General features: G+C 46.5%; 13 protein-coding genes. 9 read left to right on the forward strand and 4 right to left on the reverse strand.

Going from position 1 to position 14,595, the window contains the following annotated elements; all coding sequences use genetic code 11:
• Nucleotides 1-42: 42 nt before the first annotated feature.
• Together AAIH57_RS20315 and AAIH57_RS20320 are read left to right on the forward strand one after the other, a co-directional pair.
• On the forward strand, nt 43-840 hold the full coding sequence (locus AAIH57_RS20315) for an ABC transporter ATP-binding protein (RefSeq protein ID WP_430023106.1): 798 nt from the start codon (nt 43-45) through the stop codon (nt 838-840).
• Nucleotides 841-1,326: 486 nt separating this feature from the next.
• Nucleotides 1,327-2,832, forward strand: coding sequence for a malate:quinone oxidoreductase (locus AAIH57_RS20320; protein ID WP_175397004.1), 1,506 nt, complete (start codon nt 1,327-1,329; stop codon nt 2,830-2,832).
• A gap of 142 nt (nt 2,833-2,974) precedes the next feature.
• Here AAIH57_RS20320 and AAIH57_RS20325 read toward each other — a convergent pair whose 3' ends face one another.
• The gene (locus tag AAIH57_RS20325) at nt 2,975-4,048 is read right to left on the reverse strand and encodes a hypothetical protein (protein WP_430022790.1); all 1,074 of its coding nucleotides are present in this window, start codon (nt 4,046-4,048) and stop codon (nt 2,975-2,977) included.
• Between the two features lie 397 nt (nt 4,049-4,445).
• Here AAIH57_RS20325 and AAIH57_RS20330 point away from each other — a divergent pair, with 397 nt between their 5' ends.
• Nucleotides 4,446-6,545, forward strand: coding sequence for a TerD family protein (locus tag AAIH57_RS20330; RefSeq protein WP_430022791.1), 2,100 nt, complete (start codon nt 4,446-4,448; stop codon nt 6,543-6,545).
• 123 nt (nt 6,546-6,668) lie between these two features.
• Here AAIH57_RS20330 and AAIH57_RS20335 read toward each other — a convergent pair whose 3' ends face one another.
• Nucleotides 6,669-7,388, reverse strand: a complete 720-nt coding sequence (locus AAIH57_RS20335; protein WP_430022792.1) for a glycosyltransferase — start codon at nt 7,386-7,388, stop codon at nt 6,669-6,671.
• A complete protein-coding gene (locus AAIH57_RS20340; protein WP_430022793.1) occupies nt 7,388-8,125 on the reverse strand; it encodes a glycosyltransferase in 738 nt (245 codons plus the stop codon). The genes AAIH57_RS20335 and AAIH57_RS20340 overlap by 1 nt, the downstream gene beginning before the upstream one ends.
• A gap of 212 nt (nt 8,126-8,337) precedes the next feature.
• Between AAIH57_RS20340 and AAIH57_RS20345 the strand changes: the two genes are divergently transcribed.
• The 6 genes from AAIH57_RS20345 to AAIH57_RS20370 all read left to right on the forward strand — a co-directional run bounded on the left by AAIH57_RS20345 (nt 8,338) and on the right by AAIH57_RS20370 (nt 13,810).
• The gene (locus AAIH57_RS20345) at nt 8,338-9,210 is read left to right on the forward strand and encodes an AraC family transcriptional regulator (protein ID WP_430022794.1); all 873 of its coding nucleotides are present in this window, start codon (nt 8,338-8,340) and stop codon (nt 9,208-9,210) included.
• Between the two features lie 183 nt (nt 9,211-9,393).
• Nucleotides 9,394-10,344: an SMI1/KNR4 family protein gene (locus tag AAIH57_RS20350; RefSeq protein WP_430022795.1), complete on the forward strand. Its 951-nt coding sequence runs from the start codon at nt 9,394-9,396 to the stop codon at nt 10,342-10,344.
• 229 nt (nt 10,345-10,573) lie between these two features.
• On the forward strand, nt 10,574-11,308 hold the full coding sequence (locus tag AAIH57_RS20355; protein ID WP_430022796.1) for an SDR family NAD(P)-dependent oxidoreductase: 735 nt from the start codon (nt 10,574-10,576) through the stop codon (nt 11,306-11,308).
• A 63-nt stretch (nt 11,309-11,371) separates the two neighbouring features.
• Nucleotides 11,372-11,785 (forward strand): MarR family winged helix-turn-helix transcriptional regulator, encoded by a 414-nt coding sequence (locus tag AAIH57_RS20360; RefSeq protein WP_095360297.1) that lies wholly within the window; start codon nt 11,372-11,374, stop codon nt 11,783-11,785.
• A gap of 108 nt (nt 11,786-11,893) precedes the next feature.
• On the forward strand, nt 11,894-12,304 hold the full coding sequence (gene flgB, locus AAIH57_RS20365; RefSeq protein WP_430022797.1) for a flagellar basal body rod protein FlgB: 411 nt from the start codon (nt 11,894-11,896) through the stop codon (nt 12,302-12,304).
• Between the two features lie 189 nt (nt 12,305-12,493).
• Complete coding sequence (locus AAIH57_RS20370) at nt 12,494-13,810, forward strand: sensor histidine kinase (RefSeq protein WP_430022798.1); 1,317 nt, start codon at nt 12,494-12,496, stop codon at nt 13,808-13,810.
• A gap of 62 nt (nt 13,811-13,872) precedes the next feature.
• Here AAIH57_RS20370 and AAIH57_RS20375 read toward each other — a convergent pair whose 3' ends face one another.
• A complete protein-coding gene (locus AAIH57_RS20375; RefSeq protein ID WP_430022799.1) occupies nt 13,873-14,490 on the reverse strand; it encodes an NUDIX hydrolase in 618 nt (205 codons plus the stop codon).
• Nucleotides 14,491-14,595 lie beyond the last annotated feature (105 nt).

Consider the following 14,595-nt stretch of genomic DNA (forward strand, 5'->3'; position numbering starts at 1 on the left):
CATGAAGAACGGACCGAATTATTTCAGGAGGGTGTCTCCTTTATGAAGGATCAGGAACATTCCAAGTCGTCTACAACGCCAGTACTGGAGGTGGGACGTCTTAGCCGAACCTATGCTGGCGCGGACCATCCAGCTGTGAACGACGTCTCCTTTGCCCTGAGTCGAGGCGAGTGCCTCGGTCTCGTAGGTGAGAGCGGATGTGGCAAGAGTACGCTGGCACGTTGTCTGTTGCGGATAGAGGATTCGGATACCGGCTCGATTATGCTCGGTGGACAAGACATTGCGCGCCTGAGTGGCCGCCGCTTGCGTCCTCATCGTCGGAAGATCCAGATCGTATTCCAGAACCCTGCTGCTGCGCTGAACCCGAAGCTCAAGATTGCAGATTCACTGATTGATCCTTATGAGCAGCTCGGGAGGGATATCAAGCTATCCCACTTTGCCTATACCTCAAAGGACGCTTATGTGCGGCAGCTGCTTGATGCTGTCGAGCTTCCAAGTGAGTTGGCTGAACGTTATCCGCATGAGCTGAGCGGTGGACAACGTCAGCGTGTCACCATTGCGCGTGCCATTGGTATTGAGCCGGAAGTAGTCGTCCTCGATGAACCGACAGCCAGCTTGGATGTGATCTCGCAGGGTGCTGTTCTGCAATTGTTAACCGACCTTCGGACATCACTCGGCCTGTCGTATCTATTTATCTCACATGATCTGGCTGCCGTTCACCGAATGAGCCAGCACATCATCGTAATGCGAGAAGGACAGATCGTTGACCGCTTTGGTGCGGACATGCTACTTGCAGAAGAGCGCCATCCATATACCAAGGAACTCATTTCGATCTTCTGAATAGGCAAACTTTGATTCAAAGGTGGCTTCCCGAATGACCAAGGAAAATGGAAGAAAAGACGTGATGCGAGGGAGAACAACGGATGTAAATAGCTTATTTCCATGATATCATCATGCGAAATAAGCTTTTTCCATAATTAAAGCAGGTAAAAGGTGTAATCTTTTCTCAAGGTAAAGGTGTAGCTTGAATTAAAGTCTTTCATCAGAGAACGCGTTACGCTCTGCCATGTTTTCTATTATCTTGAAAAAATAAATCTTTCACCCCTATAAGCGGGTTAGCGGTAAGAATGAAACTAAAGTATACTAACATGTAGATCAAGTCACTTAAAATTGCATATTTCAATCTAACCGTAATATTGATACACTATGACCAAGGTTAATTTCGTTCAGAGAGGTTTGGGCCAGTTCAAGGACGGGCTCGCTGCAAATGCCAAATCGATAACGCTTACATCCTTTTGGCAAATATAGGATATAAGGACGGTAGACATGAGCCAGGGACAAACGAGTACAGATGTTATCTTGATTGGTGCCGGAATTATGAGTGCAACTTTGGGGACCTTGCTGAAAGAATTGGCACCAGATTGGAATATTAAGGTTTATGAGAAACTCGCCAGTGCAGGAGAGGAAAGCTCCAATGAATGGAATAATGCCGGAACCGGCCATTCTGCACTATGCGAATTGAACTATACCGTTGAACGACCGGACGGAACCGTAGATATTAGCAAAGCCATTAAGGTGAATGAGCATTTTCAAGTCTCAAGACAATTTTGGTCCTATCTCGTCAATAGCAATCTGATTCGTAATCCGCGGGACTTCATTATGCCGCTCCCCCATTTGAGTTATGTACACGGAGAGAGCAATGTCCTGTTTTTGAAAAGACGTTTTGAAGCTTTATCAAACCATCCTCTATTTGAGGGTATGGAATTCTCGGATGACCCAGCGAAACTGCGGAAATGGATTCCTCTCATGATGAAGGGACGTAAGGGAAAAGAGCCGATCGCGGTAACCAAAATCGACTCCGGTACGGATGTTAACTTTGGTGCTTTAACGCGCATGCTGCTGGATCACCTGAAAGATCATAACGTGGATATCCACTACCAACATAGTGTGAAAAATATAAAACGCAAGAGCGATGGAGCCTGGGAGTTAACGGTGAAAAATCTGCGCAGTGGCGCAGTTGAGCGCCATACGGCCAAGTTTGTCTTTATCGGTGCGGGTGGAGGAAGCCTGCATTTGCTGCAAAAATCCGGCATTCCGGAAGGCAAACATATTGGCGGGTTCCCGGTTAGCGGGCTCTTCATGGTATGCAAAAATCCGGAGGTTGTCGAGCAGCATCATGCCAAGGTATACGGTAAAGCTTCGGTGGGAGCTCCGCCGATGTCTGTTCCACATCTGGACACCCGATTTATCGACAACCAGAAATCATTGCTGTTTGGCCCGTTTGCCGGCTTCTCGCCCAAATTCCTGAAGACGGGTTCGAATGCCGACCTCATCACGTCGGTCAAAACACATAACCTCTTAACCATGCTTGCGGCAGGTGTCAAAGAGATTTCACTGACCAAATATCTGATTCAACAGTTGATGTTGTCCAAAGAGCAGCGTATGGAGGAACTGCGTGATTTTGTTCCAGATGCCAAGAGCGAAGATTGGGACATGGTCCTGGCAGGCCAGCGCGTGCAAGTCATTAAGGATACGGTTCAAGGCGGCAAAGGAACGCTTCAATTCGGTACAGAAGTCGTTACTGCTGCCGATGGCTCAATTGCGGCATTGCTCGGCGCATCGCCAGGGGCTTCGACTGCTGTGCAGGTCATGCTTGAGATTCTGCAGCGATGCTTCCCGCAGCACATGGACTCGTGGGAGCCGAAGATCAAGGAAATGATTCCTTCGTACGGCGAGTCACTGGTGGAGAATCCGGAGCTTCTTCGCAAAGTTCACAAGACCACCGCTAAGGCGCTTGGACTAACGGATGAGAAGAAATTTGCTTCTGTGTAAACGAATGAGACGTGGATCGCAAAAATGCGGATAGTAACCATATGATCGATATGTAATACCACTAAAAAAGCCTTTGCTGACATTGCGAGTCGGCGAGGGCTTTTCTGCGTTTCATTTTGGATCAGGTACAATGATTAAGAGGCTATATGTAGATTTTTTTTGCTTCCTCATCAAAGAATGAAATGACATCCGGGTACGCCGTGATCTCAATCTGTTTCTGTCTCATCATCCTCTGAATGAAAATGGTGTCCGTGAAAATTTTATTGATGATGATCCCGCACCACTGCGGGGTGCTTTTGAAATAATTCACCAGTGCATGGATCTCTTCAAACCGAAAGTACAGAATATACAAACCATAATTCTGAAGCAGCATAGTGAAGCAATGGTCGCGATATGGCGTGGAATGATCTTCAGCCAGAAAGTCCCTCATGATGTCGAACAGAGCAGTTTTATTTTCAGTATACATCCGTAACATCTGATCTACGTCATTAATCAATTGTACGACAGCCTCTAACCGTTCCTCAGAAGGCATGTTCAACTTGGCTGTTTTACCTTCAATGGATCGTAGGAGCTCCACTGTAAGGCGCTTACAGGATTGTATTTCATGTGGCGCTATGACGATCTGGTTGCTGTATTTATCATAGTTTTCACTATAGTAGTCATGAAATGCCGAGAAGTAAGGCTCCAATTGAATATTGGTTCTCGTATGCACCAAGTCCTGCCCGCTGAATGAGCAAGCATGGAGAGTCTTCTCATTAACCGGATGCGCGTAGAGGTAGGAAAAGAAGAAAAAGTCTCTTAACTGGCGCTTCTCTCCCTCATTTAAGCTGGATACCCCATTTAATTGAGACAGCTGAAAGTAGCTATAGCTTTTCATAAAATCATTCATCGCACTGTATGCGTTGTATGAGTTGATGGACAGCGTGGTATTCATGGTAAACAGCAGATAATACAGGGTCAATTCATCGTATACATCCATCTGGTGAAAAACATCTGCGAGAACTGGCTCCCAATCTGGCTCAGGGACATAATGGGGATCTCTCGGTTGTAAGTCGTACAACCAACTAGTAAAGGTCTCCTCCGGATGTCCCGCCAAGAATAGTGCTGCACTATTGTCTTCATATAAGCCGTATTCAAAGGTCTCCGTCCTTACAGGCGGCAATCCAAGTTTGAATTTGATATTCATATACTCGTTGTACAGGATTTGAAGTTCCATCTGTCATAACCTCGCTTCGTGCGCTTATCTCGTTAAGTCTTACATAATGGTATTCGACGCCTACCGGACTTTTCCTACATTCGGCAGTTCATCAAGCGATCTGTACTCTTCACAAGCTATATTGCCTAAGGATTTATGGAGTCGTAATACTTTCACCCTGTTGGGAGATCGTGGAATCTGAGATGATGGGTTCACCAAAGGTTCGGGTCACGAACTTCGGACCTCTGGCCTTCAGGCTATTGCGATCCTTCCTTCTAACTCAATTGGATGAAATAGGGTCGCAGCTTCCCTGAAGGATTTCATTTCAGAGAGGAGGCGTCCAGGCTATCATATTCCTTCCTTCTCAGCCAAAACCATTATGTTTAATAGGGGTATGGCTTTCCTGGACTCTTTTATCATGAACAATACCATTTATTTGCGAAGAGCGAACAAACTTATTATCGAACAACAAGAAGGGGAGAAACAGCTGCCGAAGGCTTATCTGGCCACTGCCCTTAAAAATATGGAAGCACTCGGATATACGTTCTCGGATGAGTTAATGCGAGCAGTACGAAGCCTATCCAAGGAACAATTTGAAACGTTATATATGCAGTTGGTGGCTGATCTGAGAATTATGGTTGGGGCACATGTGGAGTACAAACCGATGTATTCCGGATTCCCCATGCAGGTGATGCAAGAAGATGAAGCGGATCTGTATCTCAACGCAATCATTCACTATCTGACCTTGGTTTATCCCGATCGTGAACCTGTGGAACGATTGCCTTTCATCGAGAAGAAAGACTTGAAAGTAATCCGCCTGGGAAGCCAAGAGGAGTTTCAAACCTTGATCCGCCAACTGATTGAAGCGAAGGGCTCCATTTCGCCAACTGACAAGGAAGATATTGATACCGTGCTGGAACAAGCGGACCCGGATGAAGTGGATGCCATATTGCCTTCCGAAATTCCATTCAAGGAGAATGTGGGATTTGTGGTGGCTGCTCTGTTGAAGCATGAAAAGGCGGGGATAGAACGAATTGGCCCCTATTTCAAAACGGCAACGGACGTGCTCCGTCTGGCTGTCGCCTGGTCGGATGGGGATGTCAGCCTGGCTGCAGCCACTGCCTTCCGGAAGTTCAAACGGCGTGAGAGACGCCTGCTGCTTGGGCTGCTGGAGCAGTGCGGACAGATCACCGAGGATATGCTGCGATATAAGGACCGATGGATTCGTTTGGGCGAGATTCTGCACCCTTCCGAATATAAACTCCGGTATTCGCGCTGTGAAGAAGCTTTTGATATTTTGCGCAATAACAAGCCGTTTTCGACCTTTAACGGGAGTGTGGAGCTTGCCTTTCAATATCAGAATATCTGGAGTCTGATGGATCTGTTGTCCCAGCGCCCTGGTGAGTTCGCCAGAAGACTCGATCACTTGTTGCGGTCCACGGAAGAGCAGGAATATGTATTGCTGGCATTTGCTGAAGTTCAGGAGAACATCTCGACCCCTGTTTTGTTACAGGTCAAACATCACTTTGCCCGGCGTAATGAGCCGCAGGATATGCGAGTGTTCTTCCCGAAGGGAAATGTCGCCAAAGCTTTCGCCATTCGGAATGAACTTCAGGTAATTGATGAGGCCACCTGTCGCGAGGTTGTGCTATTGTGTGAGCAGGCACTGGTTCAGCGTTTTGCCGACCTTCCTTCCTTAGGGAAAACGTATATCGATCCGCAGCTCCACAACTACCTTGTGCCCTTTTCCCAGAGATCAGCAAGCAAAGCTCTTCATACTATTGTTCGGGGGAGCCGGGTACCGATGGGAGAGGGAGATACGATCCGTTTCTTCAACTGGTGGAAAGAGGGCAAGGTTAACGGGCAGGACACGGGACGTGTCGATATCGACCTGTCTGCAGTGATGTATGATGAGAACTGGAACTACGTCGAGCACATATCCTATACGAATCTGCGTTCAGCCATGTACCAAGCGGTCCACAGCGGAGATATCGTATCCGCACCGAAGGGGGCATGTGAGTTCATTGATCTGCATATTCCGTCGATCGTTAACTATGGTGGCCGGTATGTAGTTGCTTCGTTGCTGTCGTTCACCAGTCATCCGTATTGTGACCTTCCGGAGTGCTTCGTGGGCTGGATGATGCGCAAGAAGCCGGGATCGGGCGAGATTTTCGAGCCTTCTACAGTGGCTAACAAAATCGACATTACTGCCGATACGCAGATTGCGATTCCTGTTATCCTTGATCTGGTAGACCGTACAGTCATCTGGACTGATCTGGCGCTAACCAGACACCCGGATTACTACAACAATGTGGAAGGCAATGAAAAAGGAATGGTCTTGATGGGCAAAGCCATGACTGGACTGCGCAAGCCAGATCTGTACGACCTTTTTATGCTCCATGCCAAGGCAAGAGGTGAATTGGTGGATACGCGGGATCAAGCTGATACAGTCTATTCCGTAGGGCAAGGAGTTACACCCTTTGATATGGAGCAGATTATGGCGGAGTATCTGGTATGAATAAAATAGAGATAGCTTATTAAATTAGAAGTTGAAGAAGAGCAGCACTTAGCTGCTCTTCTTTTGCGATTTCATTCTATTCTTTATTTGATCCGCAACCAACCTGTTATCCGCTCATGCAAGCTAGCGTTCACATACAAACTTTCTCGGATTTTTCACTTTCAGCACCTTCACATTTCTTGTTAAAAGGTTTCTATCACTCACAATCCACGTGTGATCAGCGGAGTTTCTCCTCCGGATCGCAAGGAAGTTGGATGGACTTCCCGCGTAAATCTTGTAGCCTTTTGTCAGACTGTCGGAACAAAATGTTATGCATTCTCCTCGATTTTTATCACGAAAACCAACATCGGTGATTACATCTCGTTTGGCGAGAAGGGTTGCACCTTGAATTAGGGGAACATATTGATTCGCCTTGGCAGGATAACGAAGCAGAAGGAGTTTCCTGCTGTTTAGGTACATATAATGGGCCCGTTTCCCTACAATATCTGCGTTGGTCTTTAGTAAGGTCTGCACACTATCCGTTAAATAACCTGGCGCATAATAATCGTCATCATCGAATTTGGCAATGAGGCCATGTCTAGCCAGTGCAGCCCCATGATTGAGGCAATGACCCAGCGATACATTTTCTGGCAAGGAAAGTACCCTTACGTTCTTATGTTGATTGGCAGCCTTTATATACTCGCTCATCTTCAGCTTGTCATCATTTAAAATGACGATAAGCTCCTTATTCTTGTGATTTTGCCGGCTGTAGTTATGAAAAAGGTTGTGCATGCATTGTCGCCGCTTGGTACAGACCAAGATGGAAACGGCATTCTGACGATGTGATCGAACTGAAGTAGCCATTAGAATACGCCCTTTGGTTTCTTCTGTACAAATTTCTTGTAGTGCTTAACCGTCCGAATTTTTTTGCTATGCGAGAGCAGCTCCTTATCGCTGATGACCCACGTATGATCGGATGAGTTTTTCCTGCGGATCGCAACAAAGTTATGTCTCCCCGCCGAATAGACTTTGTAGCCCTTCCGTTTACTTCTTATGCAAAACAGATCATCTTCACCGACGTTTCGATTCGGAAACTGCACATGGCTGAGTACATCCCGTTTGAAGACAAGAGTTGCGCCAGGGATCAGGGTAACAGGGCGATGTTCATCCTGAGGAAAACGAAGGATTAGATTCTTGGAGCCGCGTAAATACAGATAGTGTGACCGCTTGCCAATGACATCGGCATCGGTTTGCTGAAAGGTCTGCAGGCTTTCAGTCAAATAATAAGGAGCATAATAATCGTCATCATCAAACTTGGCGATATAGTTAAATTTTGTTTTCTTGATCGCGTAGTTTAGGCAAGCACCGAGAGAGGTCCGTTCCGGAAGACGAGAAACGTGTACGTTTCGAATTTTTTTGGCTAAGCTTTGATAGGGAGCAAGAGGGATGTTATCGTTGTTAACGATAATGATCATTTCTTTCTTGGGATGCTTCTGTCGGCTGAAGTTATGAAACAGGTTTTTGATATAGCTCTGGCGTTTGGTGCAGGCAATAATAGATACGCCCTGCTTGTTAATCAGGTTTTTCAGACTGGCTCCCATTCGATCGCTCTCCTTATCCGTGATGTTCAAAACTATCTTTCTATAAAATATGTGAAGGGCAAGTAAGAGGAACGGCATAACTGTAAAATGGAGAATTCGCCGCCTGTTTGGACGCCTGCCAATGAATAGCGAGGCCTGCAGAATGGTGCAGGGAATGTCGGATGTGAGAAGAAAGGCTTTGTTATGCTTGGATCAACGGGGGAGGGAATGACATGAATACACTGGCACGACTGAATGAGGGATTGAGCTACATTGAGGCAAATCTGACAGAAACACTGGATATGAAAGAGGTAGCACGAGTCGCTTGCTGCTCGGAATATCATTTTACACGCATGTTTTCCTTTCTTAGCGGTATTACCTTGTCCGAATATATCCGTCGTCGGCGCTTGACGCTGGCGGCACTCGAACTAAGCAGGAATGACAGCAAGGTCATTGATGTTGCCCTTAAATATGGATATACTTCGCCGGATTCTTTCGCCAGGGCGTTTCAAGGCATGCATGGTATCACACCCTCCGAAGCACGGAATCATGGGCCATCGCTCAAGGCCTTCCCCCGGATGACATTTCAATTGACCATTCAAGGAGGAAGCGAAATGAACTATCGTATTGAAGACAAAGAGGCCTTTCGGATTGTAGGGATTAGCAAAAGGGTGCCGATCGTGTTCAACGGGGTGAACCCGGACATCGCTGCGATGTATCAGCTGCTTACGCCGGAGTTGATCGAGACGATTAAAGGGCTATCCAATGTCCAGCCGATTGGGCTCATTAGTGCTTCGGCTCATTTTAGCGAAGGACGGATGGAGGAGAAAGGGGAACTGGATCATTATATCGGTGCAGCGACCACTCAAGCCGCTCCTGAGGGTCTGGCATGCCTGGAAGTGCCTGCCTCGACGTGGGGCGTGTTTACTTCTGTCGGTCCCTTTCCGGAGACGCTTCAGGATGTGTGGGGACGAATCTACTCCGAGTGGTTTCCTTCCTCGGACTATGAGCTGAGCGAGGGACCGGAAATCCTTTGGAATGAGCACAAGGATACCACTTCTCCGCAATACAGAAGCGAGATATGGATACCGATTCGGAAGCAATAAACGGTTGTTCCATCCTTCCTATGATTCATCTGGAAAAACAGGTGCCATCCAAGTCGACTGAGAAGACTTGAATGGCACCTGTTTGATCTGCATATGTAGACAGCACATTGCTGGAGAAGGTGATCGGATAAGTGGTATAATTTTCAACAAGTAATGTAGAGTGAATGAACGGGAGGCAGCCGAATGAGAGAAGAGCTATTGGAACAGCTGGAGGAGTGGCATGAAGAGGACGAATTCCTGGAGATCGTGAATGCGGTTCAAGACATTCCTGCAGATAGCAGGGATTATGTGCTGATCAATCATTTGGGGAGAGCGCTGAACAATCTGGAACGTTATGAAGAGGCTGTTGAGCAGTTCTTGACGGTGGCGGAAGAAGGGAAGGAGGACCCGCTGTGGCATTACCGCATCGGACTGGCTTACTACTATTTGGAGCAATATGAGGATGCCCGTACAGCTTTTGAAACGGCAGACCGCCTGGAGCCGGGAGATGAAGATACACAGGAATTCCTTGGCTGGATCCAGAGTAAAACGGCTGAGAAGCCTGCTGTGGAGGAAGTTCCGTCTGCTCCCGAATCCCCAGTTGAACAGTTACACTTAAGTATTAGCGATACGGAATCCACCGATTTTTGGGACGATAACAACGAAGCACTGGAGAAATGGGTATTGCCTTCCCCTACGGATGAGCAGATCGAGTCGGTAGAGGAGCGGCTGGTCTTCAAATTGCCAAGAGCCTATGTCGATATGATGAAAGTACATAATGGCGGGATACCCCGTTATCGGTATATCCCTGTTAGCGAAGCGGGAACCGCAGAGCAGAGGCTCATTGAAATCTCGGGAATACTCGGCATCGGCCAGGAGAAGAAGCATTCTCTGTGTGGTGAAGAGGGCAGCAGGTTCATCATTGAGCAGGGGGGATATCCGGAGATTGGTGTTGTACTATGCAAGTGCCCATCGGATTCTGAAATCATCATGCTGGATTACCGTGCATCCGATAATGCGGGTGAGCCCGAGGTTGTTCATGTGGATAAGGAAGATAATTATAAAATCACCTGGCTTGCTCCTGACTTTGACACCTTTGTCCGTAGTTTGGTCGCTGAGGACAATCACCGTCCCAACATCGATGGTTCAATATAAATTAATTCCAATACCCATCCAACCCTTTCATGGAAATGAGAGTTGGGTGGGTATTTTTTAGTTTCGGCCTCTTCCAATATAAGTATATTGGGACATGGACGTTGCATAAGGAGTAATCCAGTGCTATTATTTAGACATCTAATAGTTTTATATCTAAATAGTATTTGAAGTGCGCTGCAGGCTTCTTATTAAACACCAATTCATTCAATTAAAGTGAGGAGCAAATGACATGGGAAGATTAGAAAATAAAGTAGCCATTATTACAGGCGGAGCATCAGGAATAGGCGAAAGCATGGTGGATCTTTTTGCACAGGAAGGCGCTATCGTTATTGCCGCGGATATTAATGATGCAGCGCTGGAGACAGCCAGTCAGAAGCAGAATGTGTACGGGATGAAGTTGAACGTGGCTTCGGATGAGAATTGGCAGGCACTGGCGAAGGCAGTCATCGAGCGCTTTGGCAAAATAGATATTCTGGTCAACAATGCCGGCATTTCATCCGAAAAACCATTTGAGGATATCAATGCGCAAGATTGGGAGAAAATGCTCTCCATTAATGGTTTTGGTCCATTTGCAGGTATCAAACATGTCACTCCTTATATGGCAGCGCAAAAGAAAGGCTCAATCGTCAACATTTCTTCGTACACTGCAATGATCGGACAAGGCTTCAATCACTACTCTGCATCAAAGGGTGCAGTGCGTGCGCTGTCCAAAGCGGCTGCTACGACCTTTGGTCGTCAGGGAATTCGTGTGAATGCCCTGTTCCCAGGGATTATAGAAACACCAATGACCCAATCTTTGAACACGTCCAAAGAACTGCTGGGTCGGCTGATCCAGGCAACGCCTTTGCAGCGTTTGGGACAAGCTATTGATATTGCCAATGCGGCGCTGTTCCTGGCTTCGGATGATTCCTCCTATATTACCGGCTCCGAGTTGGTTATTGATGGTGGATACTCCGCACAATAGTGTGTAGAATAATGACAGCCTTTAATTTTCATTAGGGGCTGTCTTTTTGATGAGGAGGCAGTTATGGAAGAGAAAACAATTTTTGAAATCATACACAATATGGATACCTTCACCAACAAGTTGATTATACAGTGGAACAAATCATTCAATGAGGACCTCGGCGTATCTCATGTTCTTGTGCTTTCCCATTTGAAGCAAAACGGAAAAAGTCGACCATCGGATATTGCGAAAGTACTGGGGCTTACCCCGCCGACTCTCAGTTATTTATCCGATAAGCTCGTCGGGAAGAAATTGGCTGTCAGGGTCGTTGATGAATCCGATCGCCGCAATAGTTACCTGGATATCACCGAGGATGGCTCCGAAGTACTTGGCAGAGCATCCATGGAGGGACAAAAGCTGCGCAGAGCGTTATTTGAAAAGTTAACAGCACAGGACCGTGAGAAGTTAGCGGAGATTTTTGAGAAGCTGAATCGCTAATGTTGTGTTGAGTTTTATATGTAAGAATTGAGTGAATGTTGACAGAGGGCAACTTTTTTTCTTATTATAAGTGGGACTGCATCATTATGCTCTGAAGGAGACTGAGCCGTGATTGAAACCAACACGTCAAGACGCAACGAATCTCTTTTGCAAGTGCTGAACGTGCAGCACAAGGTCACCACTGACAATATTGCCAATGCAGACACGCCCAATTACAAAAAGAAATCGGTGGAGTTTGAGGAAGCGCTGAGACGTATCGTTGAAAACGGTACAACCAGGGAGCTGGACATGCACCGGACACATCCGAAGCACCTGCCTGCCAAGGATCTCAATTCTTCTGTAGTCCCATACCGAATTGTGGAAAACAATGAGACAACGATGAACAACAATGGCAATAATGTGGACATTGATATTGAAATGGCGAACCTTGCGGAGAACCAGCTTATGTATAACTACATGGTTGACCGGGTAAGCGGACATTACAACAAAATGAAAAACATTCTGCAGACTTTGAAATGAAGAATGTCCAGCGGCCCCCAAGGGCTGCTTTTTTTATGGGCTGATGATGATGCATCACGGCCTGTAACTCAACTGCAAAGTGGATCATTCCTTATGAATTAATAAAAAATATAAATGCTAGTATAATGAGCATCAGAAGCGCAGGGTGAGTGGAAGCAGCGCTAATCGGGATCATGGTAGGAGAAAGATATGCGTAATTGGTTTAAAAATGAAAATGTGCAAATGACAGCGATCGCTTTGGCTACGGCCATAGGAGCACAATTTAAGATTAATCCCTTCCAGGAAGATTATTTTCGAATTGGCTTGGGCGTAAGCATCCTTTTGTTTCTGCTCATGATCATGCCGCATCTGTCTTATGTTAAAACGGGGATTCTGACGGGTTTTACAAGCTTTATCGTTCAATCTATAGATTTGCTGTACGATGTGAACTCCATGTCGGTTCTGGAAAGTTTGCATGACAATGTTGGAGCGGGTATTTATTATATCGTGTTCTCCTATGGTCTTAGCAAGTTTAAGGACAGGTTTCATGAGATACAACCGCTTCTTCTGGGTGGCTTAATCACGTGTGTTGATTTTTCCTCCAATCTCGCTGAGCTTTTCATTCGTGGCGTGTTGAATGGAACAAGCATCCTTGATATGAAAGAATGGCTGTATCTGTTCGTTGTGGGCGGGCTTCGCAGCTACTTTGTCAGCGGCCTGTATAACAGCCTTGCGGTAAGGCAGATGCGAGTGCTGCATGCAGAGCAGGAGAAGCGGATGGAGCAGATGCTGAATGTTAACTCCGGCCTGTACGGCGAAGTCTTTTATCTGAAGAAATCGATGAAGACGATTGAAGGCATTACGGCTGACAGCTATGACCTGTATCGGGATCTCAGGGAACAGGACATGAATCAATACAGCCACCGGACACTGGGGATCGCCCAGCAGATCCATGAGGTGAAGAAGGACTCGCAGCGCATTTTGGCAGGACTGCTGAAGTTATACGATAGTGAAAAGGCGGTCAACATGAGCCTGTCGGAGGTTCTGAACTTCGCAACCAAAGGCAACCGGAAATATAGCGAGATGCTGAACAAAAGAATTGAGATCGAGTTGGAGCAGCAGTATGATTGCGATTCCCCTTTTTACATTCCGCTTTTAACCGTGATGAACAACCTGATCGCTAATGCAGTGGAGGCGATCGGGTCCGAAGGGACCATTCGGATACAGGTACTGGAACAGGAGGAGGATGTGCAATTTGTCGTTACGGACTCCGGCCAAGGCGTATCTGAAGCCAAACGAAATATTATTTTCGAACCTGGCTATACCACCAAATTTAATGAAGTAGGCATTGCGGCGACGGGCATCGGCTTATCCCATGTGCGGGATATTGTTCAATCTCTGGAAGGTCATATTACCATTGAATCTGTAGAGCAAGGCGGAAAAGGGACGACCTTTGTTGTTTCTATTCCCAAACGAAATCTGGTTAAAGGCGCGGAAGTGAAGGATTCTTTCCACCGAGATGAATGAGGCAAGCTAAGATAGCGACTTTTCCTTGCAACGGAAGAATCGCTATTTTAGCATCGACATGTTCAGTCTAGTATGACTTCTTTGGCCGGATGATCAAGAAACTCAAACATGGTCTTTACCTGTTCAGGGGTATTCCTTTCCAACGAAAGTTCAGGCAAATCATGCCTTTCGAAGAATTGGACTGCGCTGGTTTCCACGCCCGTTTCCGCTTTTCCTCCTGTAATTTCGCATTGAATAAACATCTTGTATATATGATAAGGTTCGGGCGGATGATCATGAAATTTTTTGTCCAGTACAGCCAAAAGCCGTACGGGCGCAACATCAAATCCGGATTCTTCCTTGATTTCTTTTACAGCTACTTCTGAAGGTGACAGGCCTATGTCGCTCCATCCCCCTGGCAAAGCCCACGCTCCATCGATTTTCTCCCGAACCAAAAGGATTTTATTTTCCTTGAAAACAACACCTCGAATATCTACTTTGGGTGTGGCGTAACCGGAATCGCTTGCAAAGGTGAGTGATATCTTTTCCTTGTTTACAGAAGTATAGTTAGCCAGGATATCGATACTGATCCGTCTCAGTTCCTCGTAACGTTCGATATCGTATACATCTTTGCCATAGGTTAAACCGGTCTGTGCAATAGCCTGAATCTGTTTCGCCCATTCCAACCACTTCATGTCCATGTTATGATCCCTCTTTCTATAGGTAGCTGCATAGGAAATAAATCCATTATAGCAGAGGAATTCCAGTGAATAATTACAAATAAGGGACAAAATCCAAGGAAGCTG

It is taken from the genome of Paenibacillus sp. MABNR03, from assembly GCF_050455445.1.
Taxonomy (GTDB): Bacteria; Bacillota; Bacilli; order Paenibacillales; family Paenibacillaceae; genus Paenibacillus; species Paenibacillus xylanilyticus.

Coding starts and splice junctions, on each gene's coding strand:
- AAIH57_RS20315 (WP_430023106.1), top strand. CDS start 43: ATGAAGGATCAGGAACATTCCAAGTCGTCTACAACGCCAGTACTGGAG.
- AAIH57_RS20320 (WP_175397004.1), top strand. CDS start 1,327: ATGAGCCAGGGACAAACGAGTACAGATGTTATCTTGATTGGTGCCGGA.
- AAIH57_RS20325 (WP_430022790.1), bottom strand. CDS start 4,048: ATGGAACTTCAAATCCTGTACAACGAGTATATGAATATCAAATTCAAA.
- AAIH57_RS20330 (WP_430022791.1), top strand. CDS start 4,446: ATGAACAATACCATTTATTTGCGAAGAGCGAACAAACTTATTATCGAA.
- AAIH57_RS20335 (WP_430022792.1), bottom strand. CDS start 7,388: ATGGCTACTTCAGTTCGATCACATCGTCAGAATGCCGTTTCCATCTTG.
- AAIH57_RS20340 (WP_430022793.1), bottom strand. CDS start 8,125: ATGGGAGCCAGTCTGAAAAACCTGATTAACAAGCAGGGCGTATCTATT.
- AAIH57_RS20345 (WP_430022794.1), top strand. CDS start 8,338: ATGAATACACTGGCACGACTGAATGAGGGATTGAGCTACATTGAGGCA.
- AAIH57_RS20350 (WP_430022795.1), top strand. CDS start 9,394: ATGAGAGAAGAGCTATTGGAACAGCTGGAGGAGTGGCATGAAGAGGAC.
- AAIH57_RS20355 (WP_430022796.1), top strand. CDS start 10,574: ATGGGAAGATTAGAAAATAAAGTAGCCATTATTACAGGCGGAGCATCA.
- AAIH57_RS20360 (WP_095360297.1), top strand. CDS start 11,372: ATGGAAGAGAAAACAATTTTTGAAATCATACACAATATGGATACCTTC.
- AAIH57_RS20370 (WP_430022798.1), top strand. CDS start 12,494: ATGCGTAATTGGTTTAAAAATGAAAATGTGCAAATGACAGCGATCGCT.
- AAIH57_RS20375 (WP_430022799.1), bottom strand. CDS start 14,490: ATGGACATGAAGTGGTTGGAATGGGCGAAACAGATTCAGGCTATTGCA.